The sequence below is a fragment of the Cloacibacillus sp. An23 genome (genome assembly GCF_002159945.1).
Lineage (GTDB): Bacteria > Synergistota > Synergistia > Synergistales > Synergistaceae > Caccocola.
Genome location: NZ_NFJQ01000005.1, coordinates 140,215 through 159,890, shown reverse-complemented (window position 1 = coordinate 159,890; position 19,676 = coordinate 140,215). Strand labels below are relative to the sequence as shown.

The 19,676-nt window shown below is 55.9% G+C and carries 16 protein-coding genes; 13 read left to right on the top strand and 3 right to left on the bottom strand.

What is annotated here, in order from left to right:
- Window positions 1-2: 2 nt before the first annotated feature.
- The 4 genes from B5F39_RS06395 to B5F39_RS06380 are packed head-to-tail and all read left to right on the top strand — an operon-like array spanning window position 3 to window position 5,261.
- The gene (locus tag B5F39_RS06395) at window positions 3-479 is read left to right on the top strand and encodes a prepilin-type N-terminal cleavage/methylation domain-containing protein (RefSeq protein ID WP_087365106.1); all 477 of its coding nucleotides are present in this window, start codon (window positions 3-5) and stop codon (window positions 477-479) included.
- A gap of 60 nt (window positions 480-539) precedes the next feature.
- A complete protein-coding gene (gene gspD, locus B5F39_RS06390) occupies window positions 540-2,591 on the top strand; it encodes a type II secretion system secretin GspD (protein WP_087365104.1) in 2,052 nt (683 codons plus the stop codon).
- A gap of 1 nt (window position 2,592) precedes the next feature.
- On the top strand, window positions 2,593-4,089 hold the full coding sequence (locus B5F39_RS06385) for a GspE/PulE family protein (protein ID WP_087365101.1): 1,497 nt from the start codon (window positions 2,593-2,595) through the stop codon (window positions 4,087-4,089).
- 2 nt (window positions 4,090-4,091) lie between these two features.
- A complete protein-coding gene (locus tag B5F39_RS06380; RefSeq protein ID WP_087365099.1) occupies window positions 4,092-5,261 on the top strand; it encodes a type II secretion system F family protein in 1,170 nt (389 codons plus the stop codon).
- 60 nt (window positions 5,262-5,321) lie between these two features.
- Here the strand turns inward: B5F39_RS06380 and B5F39_RS06375 are convergent, their stop codons facing one another.
- Window positions 5,322-6,851 carry an RNA-binding domain-containing protein gene (locus B5F39_RS06375; RefSeq protein WP_087365097.1) on the bottom strand — a complete coding sequence of 510 codons (1,530 nt, stop codon included), beginning with the start codon at window positions 6,849-6,851 and terminating at the stop codon, window positions 5,322-5,324.
- A gap of 165 nt (window positions 6,852-7,016) precedes the next feature.
- Here B5F39_RS06375 and B5F39_RS06370 point away from each other — a divergent pair, with 165 nt between their 5' ends.
- The 9 genes from B5F39_RS06370 (at window position 7,017) to B5F39_RS06330 (ending at window position 16,986) form a co-directional block, all read left to right on the top strand.
- A complete protein-coding gene (locus B5F39_RS06370; RefSeq protein WP_087365095.1) occupies window positions 7,017-8,294 on the top strand; it encodes an O-antigen ligase family protein in 1,278 nt (425 codons plus the stop codon).
- Between the two features lie 14 nt (window positions 8,295-8,308).
- Window positions 8,309-9,340, top strand: a complete 1,032-nt coding sequence (locus tag B5F39_RS06365; RefSeq protein ID WP_087365093.1) for a glycosyltransferase family 8 protein — start codon at window positions 8,309-8,311, stop codon at window positions 9,338-9,340.
- A gap of 27 nt (window positions 9,341-9,367) precedes the next feature.
- The gene (locus tag B5F39_RS06360) at window positions 9,368-10,375 is read left to right on the top strand and encodes a glycosyltransferase family A protein (protein ID WP_087365092.1); all 1,008 of its coding nucleotides are present in this window, start codon (window positions 9,368-9,370) and stop codon (window positions 10,373-10,375) included.
- Between the two features lie 13 nt (window positions 10,376-10,388).
- Window positions 10,389-11,417 carry a glycosyltransferase family 4 protein gene (locus tag B5F39_RS06355; protein WP_087365090.1) on the top strand — a complete coding sequence of 343 codons (1,029 nt, stop codon included), beginning with the start codon at window positions 10,389-10,391 and terminating at the stop codon, window positions 11,415-11,417.
- 1 nt (window position 11,418) lies between these two features.
- Window positions 11,419-12,507, top strand: a complete 1,089-nt coding sequence (locus B5F39_RS06350; RefSeq protein ID WP_158095957.1) for a glycosyltransferase — start codon at window positions 11,419-11,421, stop codon at window positions 12,505-12,507.
- A gap of 391 nt (window positions 12,508-12,898) precedes the next feature.
- Window positions 12,899-13,855 (top strand): glycosyltransferase family 9 protein, encoded by a 957-nt coding sequence (locus tag B5F39_RS06345; protein WP_087365087.1) that lies wholly within the window; start codon window positions 12,899-12,901, stop codon window positions 13,853-13,855.
- Window positions 13,856-13,883: 28 nt separating this feature from the next.
- Complete coding sequence (locus B5F39_RS06340; protein ID WP_087365085.1) at window positions 13,884-14,885, top strand: glycosyltransferase; 1,002 nt, start codon at window positions 13,884-13,886, stop codon at window positions 14,883-14,885.
- 48 nt (window positions 14,886-14,933) lie between these two features.
- Window positions 14,934-15,902, top strand: coding sequence for a hypothetical protein (locus B5F39_RS06335; protein ID WP_087365083.1), 969 nt, complete (start codon window positions 14,934-14,936; stop codon window positions 15,900-15,902).
- Between the two features lie 34 nt (window positions 15,903-15,936).
- Window positions 15,937-16,986: an exo-alpha-sialidase gene (locus tag B5F39_RS06330; RefSeq protein WP_087365081.1), complete on the top strand. Its 1,050-nt coding sequence runs from the start codon at window positions 15,937-15,939 to the stop codon at window positions 16,984-16,986.
- A gap of 3 nt (window positions 16,987-16,989) precedes the next feature.
- Here B5F39_RS06330 and B5F39_RS06325 read toward each other — a convergent pair whose 3' ends face one another.
- Together B5F39_RS06325 and B5F39_RS06320 are read right to left on the bottom strand one after the other, a co-directional pair.
- Complete coding sequence (locus B5F39_RS06325) at window positions 16,990-18,108, bottom strand: hypothetical protein (RefSeq protein ID WP_087365079.1); 1,119 nt, start codon at window positions 18,106-18,108, stop codon at window positions 16,990-16,992.
- Window positions 18,109-18,123: 15 nt separating this feature from the next.
- Window positions 18,124-19,596, bottom strand: a complete 1,473-nt coding sequence (locus tag B5F39_RS06320; protein ID WP_087365077.1) for an MBOAT family O-acyltransferase — start codon at window positions 19,594-19,596, stop codon at window positions 18,124-18,126.
- Window positions 19,597-19,676 lie beyond the last annotated feature (80 nt).

Sequence of the window (19,676 nt, the reverse complement as noted above, 5' to 3'; positions counted from 1 at the left end):
GCGTGAAGCGCGGCGGATTCACTCTGCTCGAGGTGCTCGTCGCGGTCGTGATACTCGCAACGGTCGGCACGGCGGCGCTCAAGCTCGTCATCCTCTCGCAGAACACGCTCGCCGCTGTGAGCGAGAGGGAGAAGCTGCTCGACGGCGCTCGCGAGATAGAGATAGGCGTGCTGACCGGAGTACTCGACGAGCGCGGCACGAGCGGCGACCTACGCTGGGAGACTGAGGAAAAGGAGACGGAGCTGTTCGGCGAGGATTTCGGACGGCTCGACCTCGAAGGGCTGGATTTCGACGGCACGGGGCGCTCCGGCGACGTTTCTGAGACGGTGCTCGTTAAATGGCGCGAGCTGGTCGTGCGCGACGCGAAGGACAACCGCATGACCGTCTACCTCGAATCCGAAGAGGACGCGCGCAAAGACAGGCTCGAGGCTCAGAGCGCGTCCTCCGGAGAAAGTTCCGAAAACGGAGAAAACGACTGACGGCGGCCCCGGCGCGGGGCTTCGGCATAGAAATTTATCGAAAAAGCGGGAGTGACTGATATGAGGGTCAGAAAAAGATTGCTTTATATATTATTCGCGGCCGCCGCGCTTTCACTCGCGGCCTGCCCAGCCGCGCGAGCGGCGGAGCCCGACCAGGAAGAGCTGAACCTCATGAAGGCGGCGAACGAGATGCGCGCCTCGGGCCGCGTTCAGCTCAACTTCAAAGATGTGGAAATCGTCAAATTCCTCCGCTTCATGTCCGAGCTTCTCGGCGAAAACATACTCGTAGACCCCGGCATATCGGGCACCGTCTCAGTCGTCTCGCCGAAGGCCGTCACGCTCAACGAGGCGCGCGAGGTCATGCTCTCCGTGCTCGAGATGAACAACCTCACGCTCGAGCAGATGGACGGCTACTCTAAGGTCACGCCCTCGTCTGGCGGCGCGGTCACCACCGGCTACGTCGTCAAGAGCGACCGCAGCGTAGGGCCGAGCGACGCCGTCATAGTGCAGGTCGTGCCGCTCAACTACGTCAAGGCAGGCTACGTCGTCGCGCCGCTCAAGACCGCGATGAAGGACGTGCAGGTATCGCCGGTCGGCAACGGCAGCTCCGTCATGCTCGTCGGCAAAGCCTCTGCGCTGAACCGCGCCGTCGGCATAATCCGCGCGCTCGACGCGCCCGACAGCATCCGCGTGATAAAGGTCGTCCCGCTCTCCTACGCGAACGCGAAGCTGCTCGAGGCGCAGATGAACGCGATGGGCAAGGACGCCTCGTCGAAGCTCGCCGGTCTCATGGCGGTCGCCGACGAGCGCACGGGCCGCATAGTCGTAATAGGCACGTCGCAGAACATCCGCGAGGCCGAGCGCGTGATAAAAGAGCTCGACCTGCCCTCGCGCACCGAAAACTTCCACGTCTACAAGCTGCACAACGCCGACGCGAAATCAGTCGCGGAGCAGCTCTCGCAGATACTCGCGACCGCGGCGAAGCTCTCGCCCGACAAGGAGGGCGCGATGCCCTCGACGGTCGTCCCCGACCTTCCGACAAACAGCCTCATATTCACGGCTTCGCAGGAGCAGTACAACTCGCTCAAGTCCATACTGGAACAGCTCGACACTCAGCCGAAGCAGGTCATGCTGCGCGGCCTCATCGCAGAGGTCAGCCTCAACAAGCTCAACAGCGCCGGCATCGACTGGGCGGCGTGGGGCGGCGATATAATGGGCGACGCTGTGGTGGCTGGAAACGTACAACTCGGAAATACAGCCGTCCCTGGAGATGTTATGTCTCTCTATCAAAGCTTAATAACGCAAGAGGAAAACGTCCCCTTGTATGACAATCAGGGCAATTATATGGGGAATAACACTCTCACCAACACCCAGGGCGCGGGCCTCATGTACGCCTACATCCGCCTGCTCAACCGCTTCGACGCGATAAACGTACTTTCCATGCCGCGGCTGCTCTGCACCGACAACCTCGAAAGCTCGCTCCAGGTCGGGCAGGTCATCCCGCAGCTCACCGGCAGCCTCACGAACCAGACCAACACCGACTCCGTCACCAACAGCTACGAATACAAGGACGTCGGCCTCATCCTCAACGTCACGCCTCACATCAGGAGCGGCAACCTCGTCGCGCTCGAGATAGAGCAGCGCATAGAGGAACTCCAGACGACGACGAACAATGCCACGCCGATAACATCGAAGCGCGAGGTCAAGACCACCGTCCTCGTCGCCAACGGGCAGACCGTCATAATAGGCGGCCTCATCCGCGAGGCCGAGAAGGAGCTCAAGAACCGCGTGCCCTTCTTCTCCTATATACCGCTCGTCGGCAACCTCTTCAAATCGACGGAAAAACAGCGCGAGAAGGTGGACCTCATGATATTCCTCACGCCGTACATAATCGAGACGCCGGAGCACGCTTCGAAAGTCACCGACAATATCATCCGCAACGGCCAGGAGCTCAGCGAAGCCGAGCGCATACTGATACAGCGCAACAACAGCGACTATCAGAAGGCGACGCGCAAAGAAGGCGTGACGCGCGAGATGCTCGACCCGAAGGGGCTGATCTACGCGCCGCAGTCGGGCGACGTTACGGAACAGACGGAAGCGCCGAAGAAATAAAATGCCCGCGCGCTCGATAAAGGACTTCGACATAACGCCGGAAAAAATAATCGCCCTCATACCGGAGGGCGTGAGCCTAGACGCGCTGCGCGACAGGTGCATCGTCCCGCTCGCGCTCGAGGGCGGCGTGATGACCGTCGCCGTCTCCGACTACGCGGCGACGCCGGACGCGCAGCTCCTCGCCGCGGCCACGGGCGCGCGCCTTGCGGAGACGCTCTGCCCGCCCGCCGAGATACAAAGCCTGATACGCGCGCTCTACGACATAAAGAGCGGCGTCGGGCAGGAGACCCTCAACGCGATAGAAGAGGTGGACGACCTCTCCGAGCTCGCGCGCCAGGAGGTAATGAGCGACAGCGTTGACGCGCCCGTCGTCCGCCTAGTCAACGGCATACTGATGGAATCGCTGCGCGAGCGCGCCACCGACATACACATCGAGCCGTACGAGGACCGCGTCGCCGTGCGCTACCGCATAGACGGCGTGCTCACGGACAAATACTCGCTCTCGAAGGGCCACCAGGCCCCCGTGACGAGCCGCATAAAAGTCATGGCGAACATGGACATAGCGGAACGCTTCGTGCCGCAGGACGGACGCATAGGAATAAGCCTCGGCGACAGGCTCGTGGACATCCGCGTCAGCTCGCTGCCGACGCAGCACGGCGAGCGGCTCGTGCTGAGACTTCTCGACAAGGCGCGCGGCCTGCTCACGCTCGAAGATTTAGGAATGAAGGAAAGCGAGCGCGAGCGCCTCGAACGGCTCATCCGCCGCCCCAACGGCATGATACTCTTCACCGGGCCGACCGGCTCCGGCAAAAGCACCAGCCTCTACGCGATATTGCAGGCGCTCGCGCGCCCCGAAGTAAACGTCATCACGGTCGAAGACCCGATAGAATACGACCTCCCGGGCGTCGGTCAGGTGCAGGTCAACGAAAAGGCCGGCCTCACCTTCGCGGGGACGCTGCGCTCCATTCTGCGCCAGGACCCCGACATAATAATGATAGGCGAAATGCGCGACTTCGACACCGCGCATATAGGCATACAGGCTTCGCTCACGGGCCACCTCGTCTTCTCGACGCTCCACACGAACGACTCCGTCAGCGCCGTAACGCGCCTCACCGACATGGGCATAGAGCCCTACCTAGTCGCGGGCTCGCTGCTCGGCGTCGTAGCGCAGCGCCTAGTGCGCCGCGTCTGCCCGCACTGCCGCGAAAAGTTCGACACGACCGGCGTCGTCCGCAAAAACGGCGTCAAGCACGCGTGGCGCGGACGTGGCTGCGAAAAATGCGGCGGCACCGGCTACCGCGGACGCTTCGGCCTCTACGAGCAGTTCGACGTCACGCCCGAGATACAGGAGGCGATAGCGCGCGGCGCTCAGCCGCACGAGCTTCGCGAACTCGCGCGCAAAGGCGGATTCTCCACGCTGCTCGAACTCGGCCTCAAGGCCGTCAAGAACGGCGAGACGACGCCCGAGGAAATGCTGCGCGTCGTCGGCGAGGTCTAGCCGTGCCGCTCTACCGCGCAGAAGTCTACACGCAGGAGGGCGCGCGCAAGATACTGCGCCGCGAAGCCGCGAGCGAGAACGACCTGCTGCGCGAGCTCGAGTCCGAACGCTGCGCCGTCGTCTCTGTAAAAGAGGAAAAAGCGCGCGCGTGGAGCTTCGCCGGCGGAAGCCGCCGCAAAAAGCTCTCGCTCGAGGAGCAGCGCCTGTTCTGCGCTACTCTCTCGTCCTTCATGCGCAGCGGCCTCTCTCTGACGGAAGTCTTGAAGCTGCTGCAAAAGCAGACGCGCGGCAAAAACCTGAAGCCGGTATACACCGAGCTGCGCGAATCTGTCGAAGGCGGACGCTCGCTCGCCGCGTCGATGACAGCTCTCGGTGTCTTCCGCCCGGGACTCGTCGGAATGGTCGAGTCCGGCGAAAAATCGGCGTCGCTAGGAGAAATTCTGGAAAAAGCCGGAGAACTGCTGCAAAACGAAATCTCGCTGCGCCGCAAGATACAGACGGCGCTAACATATCCGATGCTCATGCTCCTCGTCGGCCTCGGCGTCGTCGTATTCCTGCTGAGCTTCGTAGTTCCGCGCCTCACGGCGCTCGTCATAGAATCGGGCGCGGAGCTGCCGTTTATTACGAAAGCGCTCATCTTCGTCTCGCACGCAGTCCGCGTGGGAGTCGTCCCCTTCGCCGCCGCCGTCGCGCTGCTCGCGCTCTGGATGCGCCGCCGCAATAAAAAAATCGCATTGCCCTTCTTCCGCGAGGCGCGCGAAAATCTGACCTTCGCGCTGATTTTCAGCCAGACCGGCACGCTCCTGCGCGCCGGCATCCCGCTAGTGCAGGCGCTCAAGCTGACCGAGCCGCTCGACCCCGTGAAAGGCCGCCTCTCGACCGTCGCGGGCTACATAAAAGAAGGTTACCGCTTCTCGCAGGCGCTCGAAAAAGAAGGCTCCTTCCCCGAAGAGATAACCACCGTCATCCGGGTAGGCGAAGCCGGCGCGAGCCTCCCAGAAACCGCCGAACGCCTAGGCGCCGGCTGCTGGGAATACGCCCAGACCTCCATGCAGAAATGGGCCACCCTCGCCGAGCCCCTGATCATCTTGGTCATGGGGCTTCTCGTAGGCTTCGTAGTAGTAGCGGTGCTGCTCCCGATATTCGATCTGTCAAGCCTGGCGGGAAGGTAACGTCTGCCCAGTTCTGCCGGCTGAGACTGACAGACTGCCCGCCTTATTCGCCGAGTGCGCTTAGCCGGCAGACTTCGAGCGCTCCAATCCCTTTTTCGTCATTCTGTAACGCTGATAACGGCTTCTCGGTTTATCCGGTATAGTCGGCTCTATCAGCCCTTCCTTCAGCAGCGACGCCATACTTTTTTTCAATGAACCGGAAATACTCTTTTGTCCCAGCATTTCCGCGATTTCGCGCTTGCTTGCGTCTGTACGCTCGCGCAGGGCAAGAATAATTTCTTCCGTTGTTACCGCCTCTGTCTTGGGCCTCATCTTGGGCTCTGTCTTGGGCCTTATCTTGGGCTCGGTCTTGGGCCTCATCTTGGGCTCGCTTTCCGTCTCAAGCGGCCGTCCCGTATTATCGTCGGCCGCGGAAAGGCGCTCATTGATGAAAATATACGTTCTGAAAATATCTCCTTCTTCAAAAACGGGTTCGGTATCCGCATATATTTTTGTATATTTGACAATATTTCTAATGCCCGACCCTAGTTCGTCGGCATAACCCATTTCCTTAAAAACACGTGCGATCACAGGATTCTTTGGATACGGGGTATAATCCCGGATATCTATGCGTCCTGTCCTGATGGGTTTGTTGGCGTTTTCGGTATATACCCTGTCTTTTTCGATAATGAGTTTCGCCGGAAACGCGTTTGAATATTCCCTATGTATCAGACAGTTGGCGACAAGCTCTCGCATAATCTTATCCCTGACGCTGATCCTTATCGTCCCTTCCAGACTGAATGCGTCGTTGAGATGTTTTGCCGCAAACGCGCACAGCCTGTCGTAGCTTTCCAGTAGATTTGTGCGGATATCGTCTCTGTCGTCGTACCGGTCCAAGTCCTTTCTGCGCATAATAGCGTCCGTTCTGTGGTGCGGAAGAGCGTTCATAATGGTCTCGTCTTTGCCGAAAAGCAGGATACACGCGAGAGTTATTCCTGATTTGCCCGTCGTCATGTCTTTGCTTATCAGGCTCGCGCTTTTCAACAGCTCCTCGTCAGACATCAGAGCCCACGGATGCCCGCCGCCACGCGCGTTGACCGCCGTGATTCTTGCTCTGGCTATAAGGTCTTTGCGAAGGTCGGACATCTCCGCAAAAGGGAAAATCCTATTTTCGGTGTAAGTATTGTTTTTTCTGATGTACATTTCGGAGACGAGAGCGGTATTATCCGTGATATCGAAGTCCCCGTCCTCGTTCCTGTCGTAAATGCGTCCACAGCATCTATGTACCTGCGAACTTTCCGGGATATGTGTGTGCAGTATATACTTCCCGTTCAGTTTATAAGCGTCGAGATTGATGTAAAACGTAGGGCTCAGTTTTTGTTTATTGTTGACTGAACTGGCGAAATCTTTCTTAATCTGTTCGATCGCCTCATCCTTTACTCCGGTAACGTTACCGCCGTCGTCGACGCCGAGCAGGATGTCTCCGCCATGTCTGTTGAGGAACGCGCATATTGTTTCAAACACGCTCGACGGCAAAGAATCTTTGCATTTTTTGAATTCAACGGTGAAGCCTTCTCCTTCTTTTATCAGCTTTCTTATTGTCCTCAGCATAGCGGTATCTCCTCGACAATTATTAACGCATAGTATAACAGCGGCCCCGGCGCATTGTCGAAAAAAATCTGAGCCCTTTTGACAGAGCATGAATTATTTATATTTTGTAAAGCGCTGTGCTAAAATGTATTTAATTGCATCAGTATAGGAGAGGAATCGAAGCAGATGAGACTGTACGATGTTTCGTATGAAATCGCCGCGAGATATATCTATCTGACATCGATAATTTTCACCATATTCGCCCCCGCCGTACACTACGTCGGCTATGTCCTCGTCCTCGGGCTGCTGATCTACGGGCGCGTGAGATATAAAGATAAGTTGGTATCCTTCAAAAGCAAGTCATGCAAGGATATTTCTATCGTAATGACGGTCTTTTTCATTTGGAGCGCTTTCGCCAATGTGTTCTTCATGACGGATTTTGAAGTGTGGGGCCAAGGCGCGTCGGTGTACCTTGAACTTCTGGTTGGCTACATTTTCGCAGTGCGGCTGTTTGATTCGGAGGATGCGCGGAAGACGTTCATCAAATTCTTCGTTCCTCTTACGACTTTCATCTTTTGCCTGATAATCATCAAGGCTTACGTTCCGCTCCCGTTCACTTTGCCTAAACGTCTTACGATGAACGGCAACACTCTTGGGCTGTATCCTGTGCTTGCTGTTCCGTATATTTTCTTTTACGCCCTGTGGATATGGGAAAAACGATACTTTCTGAAATATTTCTCGTGCATCGTCAGCATGGTGACTCTCTTCATCTCGTTCGCAAGCGGAGCGTGGCTCACGGTGTTCCTCATGCTCCCGTTCATACTATATTATGCTGCGTGCGCCGGGAAAATTAAACTTGTCAGCATCGGAGCCGGGATATGCGCTGGCGTGCTCGTGCTGGCGGCTTTCAACCATATTTCCGGCGGCGCCATACAGAAACGTTTTGAAGTAGAGCTTCGCCAAATATCTTCCGTTCGGGACGCGCAATCGCTGACCAACCACAGGTCGTCGATTTGGCGCATAGTCTCCGGCCTCGTGGCAGATCGTCCGATAGCCGGATACGGAAGAAAGAATCTGGAAGAGGTCTACGGACGCGCTCTGAAAGAAAATACTGAGTATGCCAAGCTTGATTTCGTCGCGCGCAGCCACGCGCACAACATGTACCTCGAGCTTGCAGTCTCATCCGGCGTTCCATCGGTTCTTCTCTTCGTAGCTGCGCTTTTTATGATGATAAAAAAATGCTGGCGAGGACGCTTTCGTATTGAAAACGGTGTGCCGTGGCATCTTATCTTCCTCGTGATGCTCGGCGGGCAGTTGGTTTACGGCATGACAGGCGACGTGTTTGAGGCGCGCAGGGATCTTGCCGTCATTTTCTGGGCGTCCATGGGCATTATTGCAGCGCTGCCTGAGACGCGTGAAAAAAAAGATTGCGGCTTTGCGCCTCAGTCTGCTACTACTGAATAAAAGGTGGCAGCGCGATGTCTGCGAACGACAAAATCCACATAGCGCTGGCTTTCTGCGACCCTAAAGGTACTTACTGCCGTCACGCGGCCGTTACGATGGCGTCGGTCTTTGCGAACACCAAGCATCCCGTATGCCTGCACATAGTACATGACGACACGCTCACGGGCGACAACCGTGACAAGCTGACGCGGCTGTCGTCGTCCTACGGACAGGAAATAAAGTTCATCAACGTCGAGAATATGCTTGACGCCGGCAGCGTAGACGTGAGCCGTCTGACGCTCGACGGCGCGCGCGGGACTCTCTTCCGGCTCTTGCTGCCTGAGATATGCGCTGAAGACAAAATCATTTATCTAGACTGCGACATAGTCGTGAATATGGATATAGCAGAGCTGTGGAACGTCCCTCTCGACGGGCGCGCAGTCGCCGCCGTACGCGACGTGTGGTCGCTCGACTATCTGAAAGGGAAGCCATTGCCGTGGCGGCTGGATAAGGCGTGGCGCATGCTCGGCGTAAAGCGCGGCGAATATTTTAACGCCGGGGTCCTTCTTCTGAATTTGAAGAAGCTTCGTGAGGAATATGATTTCCTCGAAGCCGTCGCCGATTTCTACGCGAAATACCGTAAGTGTATCACGCTTGCCGACCAGGACTGCCTCAACCATATCTTCGCCGGCGATAAACTACTGATAGACGAGAGGTTCAACCATATAGACGCGTCTGGTGCGACGGAAGAAACGCTCTATGGCTCGATCTGGCATATGGCGGGAGGAGCGGCTAAGCCGTGGGTGCTTTGCACGCGCCCGTATGTAGACGATTTGTACTGGCGTTATCTCAGGCTTACGCCGTACTGCCGCAGCGAGAACGAGCTGATACGGACGATGCTTCATGATTTGTCGTCGTCGCCGTACGCGCATCTCCACTCGTCCGACTGCGTGCGGCGCGTAAAAAAACAGATACTCGACAACATCTTCAGAGGTCATATATGGACGCTGCCGTATATATTCACAAAAGGGCTGTTCGGAGTGAAGAGAAATGCGGAAAAACGGTAGACTTCCTATGAACTCGAGGCGTCACATATGCCGTTAGTCAGCGTCGTCATCCCGGCCTATAATCTGGAATCTATGATAGGTGCTGCGGTTGGATCGCTCGCCGCGCAGTCATTCAGAGATTTTGAAATAATTGTCGTGGACGACTGCTCGAACGACTCCACCTTTGAGCGCGCGCGCGACGCTCTGGATGAGTCGGGCGTCGAGCACAGGCTGATGCGCCACGACCGCAACAAAGGCGTGTCCGCCGCGCGCAATACGGGACTCATGGCGGCGCGGGGCGAATACGTGATATTCTTCGACGGGGACGACCTTGCAGAGCATGATTTCATTTCCCGGCTTTACGGCAGCGTCTCGGAAAACGGCGGAGACGCTGCTTTCTGCGGTTACAAAACGCGCGACGCGGCGAACGGGAAAGAAAAGCTGTATCCGTCGATAGACGGTGCATTTGCGATGACGCAGGACGAACTTCTGCGCCGCCGCCTTTTAAACAGGATAACGGCTATGTTGTGGGCCGCGATCTACAGACGCGAATTCCTTTTGGAAAACGGCATACGTCTTACCGAAGGGAGGACGGCCGGTGAAGACGTGGAATTTGTGACGAAAGTCATAGCGGCCGGCGCGAAGGTGTCGTTTGTAAAAGACTGCCTCTACATATATCTTCAGCATGAAAACATGGGTACGAGAAAATCCGAATCGTCGCGCGAAAAAATGATAACGCGCTACAAGCATCATACTGACGCTCATTTCGACGAAGCCGCGTTCATTAGGAGCCACATGCGTACCCACACCGCAAAGCATATTGTAGATACATACGTCATACCGATAGGCCTTCAGCGTATGCTCGCCGTCTATGCGGCAAGCGGAGCTGATGATGATTACAGAAAAATGCTTGCGGATAAAAATGTGCGCGGCATACTTTTCAGAAGTTTTCGCTCGTTCTTCGACAAGCCTGGAGTTTTTATAAAGTCTCTGTACGCGCTGCTGTTTCCGAGGCTCTACTACAAGACGTACTACGTGCGTTTCAACAAAAGATAAGAAGGTGCGCCTTTTGAAAATCATCGAAATCCTTCCCGAACTTGATATAGGCGGCGTAGAACGGCATGTCATAGACCTGTCGAACGAGCTTACGGCCCGCGGGCACGAGATTACCGTAATATCGGCGGGCGGCAAAATGCAAAGCCAGCTCTCAGGCGCGGTGCGCCACGTCGATATGCCTGTGCATAAAAAAAATCCTTTTACGATATGGGCTTGCTCGCGGGAGATCGCGGCGCTTGCGCGGCGCGAGGGCTTTCAGCTCATTCACGCGCACTCGCGCGTCCCGGCGTGGATCGCGCGCTGGGCGGCAGGTTCCGCGCATGTTCCGTATATCGTGACGGCTCACGTCGTCTTCGGCAACAAATCGCCGTGGATATACGCGCCGTACCGCGACGCTGCGCGCGTGATATGCGTCAGCAACGCCGTGCGCGAAGGCATGAAGGCGTGTTTTTACGACAATACGCAGGTCGTCCTGAACGGCCTTGACGAGCCGAAGGTCCGCTGGAGCGAGGAAAACCTGCGCGGGCCGGTGAAGTTCCTCTTCGTCGGGCGGCTGTCGCCTGTCAAGGGGCTGCACGACGCGCTGCGCGCGATGCCGGAGGATGCGGAGTGGACGCTCGACGTCCTGGGCGACGGCCCGATGCGCGATGAGCTTGAAAATATAACGAAAGAGCGCGGCTTTACGGGGCGCGTTACGTTCCACGGCTATTCCGATAAGGCCGACGATTTTATGGCGCGTTCGTCGTGTCTGCTTTTCCCGTCGTACACCGAGGGTATGCCGCTGACGCTTGCGCGCGCCGTCCAGATAGGCATTCCGGTGATCGCTTCGGACATTCCGCCGGTCAGCGAGATGGCGGGAAGTTCGGAAAATCTCCTGCCGCCAGGCGACGTCGCGGCGTGGCGCGAGGCGATAGCGGATTTCATAAAAACTCGCCGCGCGAAGGTGAATATCCCGCTTTCGTCAGTGCCGACGCTCGCCAGGATGGCCGACGAGGATGAGCGGATATATAAAGAAGTGCTTGCGGGCTCGGAGGCGCGCTGATATGCGCGTGCTTCATTACGTCGATGAAAGCAACCTCGCGTGGGGGGAGACGTGGGTTCAGCTTCTCTCCGAGCTTGCGCGGCTCGGCGTTGAAAATTTCGTCGCCTGCCGCGATTATGGCACGCTTACGGAGCGGCTCGACAAAGCCGGTATAGAGTTTGGCCTCTGCCGCCCGTTGTCTCAGGCTTTGCCGTTCACCAACACAAGGCTCGGCAAATTTATAGACGGCTTCCGCCCAGACCTTATACACACGCGCCTTTCCTCCGCCGCGAAAATAGGCGGCTGGTGGGGAAAGCATAAAAACGTCCCGGTACTTCAGACGATAGACAAATATCCTAAGCTCAAGTACCACAAAGACGGCGATTTCTACGCGGCATGCTCTTCCTCGGTCAAGGAATATTTCGCCTCGCTCGGCGTGCCGGAAGGTAAAATCGCCGTCGTGCATAACCCGATAGACGTTTCAAAATATGCGCGCGACGAGAAAGTGCGCGCGGAGAGGCGCGCCGCGCTCGGCGTGTCCGGCGGCGTGAAGGCCGTCCTCGGCGCCGGGCGGTTCGTCGATTGGAAGGGCTTCGACGTGCTCATAAACGGTTACGGCAAATTTCTCACGGAAAATCCGTCCGAGGCGGACAGATCCGTTCTTTGGATAGTCGGAGACGGCGAGGAAAGGGACAAACTCGCCGCGCTCGCCGAAAAATCGCCGTTTCGCGAGAATATAAAAATATTCCCGTTCGCGAAGGACATACGCCAGTACATGTGGGCCGCCGACCTCTTCGTACTTCCGTCGAAGGAGCCGGAACCGTTCGGCATAGTGCTGCTCGAAGCGATGGCCTGCGGCCTTCCGGCGATAGCGACTCGGGCGGGCGGGCCGCTCGACATCATAGAAGAGGGCGTGAACGGCTGGTTCGCCGAGCCCGGTGACGCGGGTTCGACAGCCGACGGCCTTCGCCGCGCCCTTAGCTCAGCTTCCCTGCCGGAGACGGCGGCTCGCGCGCGCGAACGGGCCGCGCAGTTCGGCGTTGCGCGAATAGCGGGAGAGACCACGGAGCTTTACCGCCGGGTAATAGAAGACTATCGCGCCGCGCTCTGAGGCGTTTTTGAAAACTATATCGTATAATACTCTCTGACGGTCTTTCAGGGCTGGGCGCTCTGAGTAAGAAGGTTCTCCCCGAAGGGAGGTGAAAACGGCTGAACGGTCGGAAAACCTCTCGGGGAAAGCTGAGCCGCGGCGGCAAAGCGCGCAGACGCTCTCGTACCGGGGCAAAGCGAAAGGGGCGTACCTTCGGTGCTCTCCTGCTCCGATACGCCCCTTTGTTTGAACTGCTCGTGAGGCTGCTTGAGTTGGCGCTCAAGTACCTCCGGTAGACGAACCACCTGAGAGGATTGTAACACGCCGCGGCTCTACCGTCAAAGAGCCGCGGCCCCGGCGGATTTCTATTATATATATCATAAACCTGTACGGCGGACTGGAGGCGCGCGCGTTGGCAGACAAGCGCAAAGAAGTTCTTTTCCTCAGATTTTCATCTCTCGGCGACATAATCTTCGCCAACTACACAGCCATGCGCGTAAAGGAAAAGCACCCGGATTTCCGCCTCACGTGGCTCGTTGATTCGCTTTACGCCGGAATCGTCCGCGCGCAGCCGTGGGTGGACGCCGTTATGGAATGGGACAGGAAGAACACCGGCAACCGAGGCTATCTCGAGCTGCTTAGAAAGGTGCGGCGCATGGGATTCGACATACTCGTCGATATGCACGGCTCCGACCGCAGCAGCCTGTTTTCGCTGTTATCCGGGATAAAAAAGCGTTACTGCCCGATACACAGATTTCCGTTCACTCATACGGACTTTGATTTTTCAGACCTCATGGACACGTCGCGCGAAATGAGCGAATGCGGTTCATACCTTTGCGCTCCGCGCGGAGTGAGCGACGGTTGGCGCGTGCCGAAGGACGGACGCAAAAAACTCGGCCTCGCCATAGGCGCGAGCGCCGCCGTTAAAAGATGGCCCGTCCGCAGATGGATAGAGTTCTGCCGCCTCGCGTCGGAAGCGGGATACGGCACGTACCTAATGGGAAGCGGCGCAGACGAGGCGCGCGCGGCGCGCGAAATATGCGAAGGAGCGAAGTCGCCGCTCGTGACGGATATGGTGGGGCGCACATCTATAGAAGGCTCGATAGCGCTCGTCTCCGAAATGGACGCGGTAATATCCGGCGACACCGGCCTGATGCACATAGCGCGCGCGCTCGGAAAGCCAGTGGCGGGGCTGTTCGGACCGAATTTCCCCGGCGCGGGGACGATGTACATGGAAAGCCTCGGCGCCTGCTTTTTCTGCGGTTGCCCTGAGAAGGGATGTGAGAAGCTGGAATGCTCGCGCCTTTGCCTTGAAGATATAGGCGCGTCGGAAGTGTTTGCGGCGGCGAAACGCCTGACGCAGAGATAAAGATAAAAAGAGAAAGGGCGGCACTGCGATGGATAACGGCAAATTGCTAAGCATAATCATTCCTGCATATAACGTCGAGCAGTACATAAGACAGTGCCTCGACTCAATATTTGACGGGATGCCGGAAGAGGCTGCGGCGCGAACCGAGGTTATCGTCGTGAACGACGGCTCGACCGACGGCACCGGCGAAATACTGAAAAATTACAGACAGACAGACAGACAGACAGATCTTCCTCTCATTGTCGTTGAAAAGGTAAACGGTGGAGTATCGTCAGCGAGAAATGCAGGAATAAACGCTGCAAGCGGCAAATATTTCTTCTTTGTTGACGGCGATGATTATCTGACTCCAGATGCAGTTTCCCACCTAATCGACTACCTTTCCACCTGCGACGCGGATATAGTTGAATTTGACCGTTGCAAGCAAAATGGTCGAATGGTCAGGCATGTAATTAGAAACGAAAAATCTAAAGACATGTCTGGCAGTGGACAAGATGTCTGGACTCGGTGTGAAAGGAATTCTTGTTTTGAGAATGTAGTATGGCTTAGGTGCATATTAAGGGATATTATAGTTAATAATGGAATATATTTTTATAACGGGGCTGAATCAGAAGATGAGGAATGGCTGCCGAAAATATTTTCTTATGCGCGCAAAGTAGAGTATTTCCCTGCCTCTATTTATGTTTATAGAATAAGAGAAGGCTCGCTTACCAGAATACCTGAAACACGTAAAAGTTTTACAGATCTCATCAAGGTATCCGACTCGCTCATGGAATTTTCAAAATCTCAGCACCTGTCGCCAGAGTTCAGAAAAACGCTGCTCGGCGTGATATCGTACATATACTGGCGGAGCTTTCGCGGGATCAAGCTGAGCGGAGAATGGGATGAAGAACTAATCAGCGAGATTGAAAAACGTTTCCGCCTCATGGATTACAGCACCAAGTTCCACAGGAGATACATCTACAGGCCGTTTATCAGGATATTTGGCCTCAAGGCCTATTATGCCTTAAAATATTCGCGCGGAGACAAATAAACGGAACGGACGCGGGGGCGTTCCTCTCCGGCGGAAAGCGGGCTGACGATGCGCATATCATTTTTTACAAAACCTCTGGCTCCGTTGGAGCGCTTTGCGAAAGACTGCGAGCGGCGTTTCAATTATCTGAAATACAGGCTTCGCGGCGACGCCTATAAAGCGTGGACGTGCTCGTACACGCTCGGCGGGCATCAGGATCTCGTCGATTCGTTCATCAAAGGCGCAAAATATTTTCCGGATGTCGAACTGCTCGTAAATCCGACGCGAAAAGAGACCGTGGGCAGCGTCGCCTACGTTCCCTGTTCGTGGCGCGTGCTCCGCGATGTGATAAAGTGGAAGCGCTCCGGAGTCGTCGATAAGCTCATCGCAGGGCCGATGATATGTCACGAGGGACCGTCGGAACATGGATGGATAGTAACTTCCGACGCGCTGGACTGCTATTTCCTTGCCTCAGAATGGGTGCGCGCCGCATATATGAATGAGTGCCGCGATGCCGGACGTGTGATCAAAAATCTTCGTGTCTACGCCGCCGGCGTGGACGAAAATTTATGGTTGCCGTTGGATATGAAAGACAACAGCGCAATGCGCCGTGCGCTGGTTTATATAAAACGTTCGGATAAAAACGCGCCTGACGTATCGGGCTTTCTAGAGCGCGCCGGCTTCGAAGTAAGGACGCTTGAATACGGCACGTATGTCCCCGGCGATTATAAAGAACTGCTGGAGTGGTGTGATTTCATGGTCGTGCTCGGCGGAAGCGAGACGCAGGGGCTTGCGCTCACTCAGGCATGGTCGATGAACAGGCCGACGTTCGTGTACGAATCGGAAGACGTGCTCGCGCGAGGACGCGACGCGGCGCCATACATAACGCCCTCCACTGGAGCCAAGTGGCATGACTTTGACGAACTGCGGCACGGGCTTGCGATCCTGCCGGAGTGTGAGCCGAGACAATGGGTGCTGGAAAATCAGACAAACACGATCGCTTTTGGAAATTTTATGCGCATTGTGCGTGGATTATAATGCGAGCGCACGAATATAAACGGAGGACAGACCGATGGATTTCTCAAAAATAAAGAGAGAATCGCTTCGCCTTTTGATGCAGCTCAGCGTAAACGCGCCGTTCCTGTTTTCCTCTTCTTTCCGCGGCGGCGTTAAAAAACGCTGGAACATGATGCAGTATGAAGAGGGACGCAGCGTCGCCGCACCGCCGCGCTCCTGGCGCGAAAACGCCGTCATGCTGGATTTGTCCATGACTTCCGGCTTCGGCGAAACCGTGCATCCAGACGTGTTATATATCCCAGACGGCTTCGGCGCGGAGAAATGGCGCTATTTGATGGCGGTGACGCCTTTTCCGAAAGCCATAGTCTATTTTGAAAACCCTGAATTTCTTGTGAGCTATGACGGCGTTTCATGGCGTCTGCCGCAAGGCGGAAAATCGCCGGTTGCCGCGCCGCCGTCCGACTGGACGGGGTATAATTCAGATCCGGCTCTGTTTTACGAAGACGGCGAAGTTTTTCTTTTTTACAGAGAAGTGCGCGAAGAGAAAAATTTTCTTTTGGTGACGCTCTTCGTCACGTCGTCTCGCGACGGAGCGGAATGGAGCGCGCCGAAAACTCTGAAGGCCGTGAAGACTCCTACAAACCGCGCTGGAATACTCATGTCGCCCGCCGTGCTGAAGGTGGGCGGACGTTATTTTGTCTGGTACGTGGATGAGGAAAACGGAGAATATAAGATGAAACGCGCAGAATGTCCCGGCCTGTCGTCTCTGACGGATGTGGCGGACGCCGCGCTTGACGGAATGCCGGATGGTTTCAGCCTGTGGCATATCGACATGGCGGAGGACGGCGGGCGTCTGCTTATGGCGTTCTGCGCGAAGAACGATGCAGGACGGCACTCAATATTTTTTGCGAAAAGCTCCGACCTGGGGTTAAACTGGCGCGTGATTCACGGCAGACGCCTCGACCCAATTTCGGAGGCGGGAGAAGAAAGCCTGTATAAAGCCGCGCTCGTGAAAGATGGCGGTGTCTGTGAATGGAAACTGTATTATTCCTTTAAGGACAGCGGCGGACACTGGTACACGGCCATGGAGGAGATAAAACTCTAAAAATCATTCGTCCATGAATGTGTCCCAAGAATCCTTTGTCTCGCGCAGAGCGATAAGCTGCGCCCGCACTTCTTTGACGTGCTCGTCTATATTCTCGCGCGTGACGTACACGCCGAAGTCAGACGGAGGATTTCCTGTGCCCAACATCCTTTCCAGCACCCATTCGTTGACCTGGTCGAGACAGTGGCTTGGTTCGCGCCAGTATTCGTGGTTCGACGTGACCGAGTTGACGTACATAAAATTCCATACGCCGCCGAAAACTTCGACCGACTCGCGCAGCATCCTTTCGTAATCGTCGAGGCGCCCGGGCGTTTTCGCTATAAGGCGCATCGTTAAAGTTCCCTCAGGCGTGACGAACGGCATGACCTCGGCGTTCACCGGCGGTTTGATGAGAGATGACAGATATTCTTTGTAATGTTCGCTGTACTCGAAAAATTCGTATATTTTCATGAAATCGTAATAAATGCTCCTGCACATGCTCTTTTTCTGCTCTATATCGGCGGCCGGGGGATAATATGCTTTCGTCCCCATGTATCCGGAACTGTATTTTATGTCCGCGTATGCTATGCCGTCTTCATCTATCTTCATATTTTTGCGGATCAAGTTGACGCTCTTGCGCGCAAGCTCGATGCTGGCCAATTTTTCAAGTTTGTAAACGAACGCGTTTTCATTGAGTTGAGCCAGGGATTGGAGCGCCCTGTTCTCGCTGTCTCCGCTCGCGTAGTTGACGCCGGCCCCGAAGAAGTCGAGGCCGACAAGTATTTTCTTTGGATAATGTCGTTTCGTACGGTAAAAAACCTCCATAAGCGTCGGATATTCCAGAGGCATGCAGGCTGAGAAGCCCATGTTGAAGGCGTTTTCTCCGACTTGTTCCGGATCAATCTGCATGACGCGGCTGCTGCCGATAACTAAAGCGTCTATGTCGAAATCCCTGAACCGCAGCAGATTGGTTTTTTGTTCGCGTTCGTCTATGACCTCACGCCATACGGCGAACGGCGTTTCGTGATCGAAGCACCACATCGGGTCTACCGCGTAGTTTATCGCCATTGTAACGGCCGTGACGATTGCAAAAATAGATAAAAAATGTACGGCCCATTTCCTGTAAATTTTATTTTTCAGCATCTTCGCGGCACCGCCTTAAAACTGGAAATAGAGGAATTCGGAAACGTGGTACATTGAGAGCACCGACGTGAGCGCCAGTGTGCAGGCGGCCGCCGCCGTGAGCCACTGCCTTCGCGTAAAGTCGGCTCTTGACGTTATTTCGTATGCGTTCGGCGCGAAGACGCACGCGAGCACGGCGAGCGTTATATTGATTATCTCGCGGCGCTCGAACGCCCACATCGGCGTGTAGTCGAGCACGGATACTCCAAGCGACGAGAGAATCGAGGCCAGCCAGCCGGGCACGTAGTCCGACGGGACGACGAAGCCGTTCATGCCGGCCATGCCTTTTAATATCTCTATTGCCTGCGACGCGGATTCTGCGCGGAAGAACACCCACGCGATGACTACGGACAGGAACGTCAGCAGCCACCAGAAGAACGACGGAAGCCGCACCGGGCTGTGCTCGCGCCAGAAATGATTGGCCGTCAGATAAAGGCCGTGGAGGCCGCCCCATATCACGAAGGTCCAGCCAGCGCCGTGCCAGAGTCCGCCGAGCAGCATCGTGATCATAAGATTGACGTAGCGGCGCGTTTTGCCCTTTCTGTTGCCGCCGAGCGGAATGTAGAGATAGTCGCGCAGGAAGGCCGAGAGCGTCATGTGCCATCTGCGCCAGAAGTCAATGATGGAGCGGGCTTTGTATGGCGAGTTGAAATTGAGCGGCAGCTTTATGTTGAAGAACGAGGCGAGCCCGAGCGCCATGTCGGAGTAGCCGGAAAAGTCGAAATAAAGCTGGATGGTGTAAGCGAGAGCGCCTCCCCACGCTTCGAGCAGAGTCAGCGGATGCTCCGCTTCGAAGGCGAGCGCCGTCCACGGCGAGAAGGTGTCGGCGATGATTACTTTTTTGAAAAGCCCTATCGAGAAGAGCGTCAGCCCGATGCAGATATTCTTCCACGAGAGGCAGAATATCCTTTTATCGGAAAATTGCGGGATTATTTTGTCGGCGAGCACTATCGGCCCCGCTATGAGCTGAGGGAAGAATGAGACGAAGAGCGCGTAATGACGGAACGGAATAATGCCGAGTTTGCCGTGGTACGTATCAGCTAAGCAGGCTATCTGTTGGAATGTGAAGAAGGATATTCCGAGCGGGAGAAATATTTCGATGTGCCGCCACGGGGTCCCTGTCATCAGCGCTATGTTAGAGGCGAAGAAGTCGGCGTATTTGTAGTATCCTATCAGCGCTAGGTTCATGACCACTCCGGCGGTCAGCCACAGCTTCGCCGTCCTTGAAGGGGCGGTCTTCGCTATCATGCGCTGTATCGTGAAGTTGACGGCTATCGAGGCCAACAGCAGGAGCAGGTATGGCGGGTTCCAGTAGCCGTAGAAGAAGAGCGACGCCGAGAGCAGCCAGTATATCGCCGCCGTTGTCTTTTTCTTTGCGCATAGCGAGCGCCATATGATAAACGTCGCCGGAAGGAAGATGAATATGAAAACGTACGAGTTGAAGAGCAAACGGCATAACCTCCAAAGCAGGATATCATTCAGCTTCAATTATGGGCGCAATAGCAGGCGGCGAAAAAGGTGTACTTTTT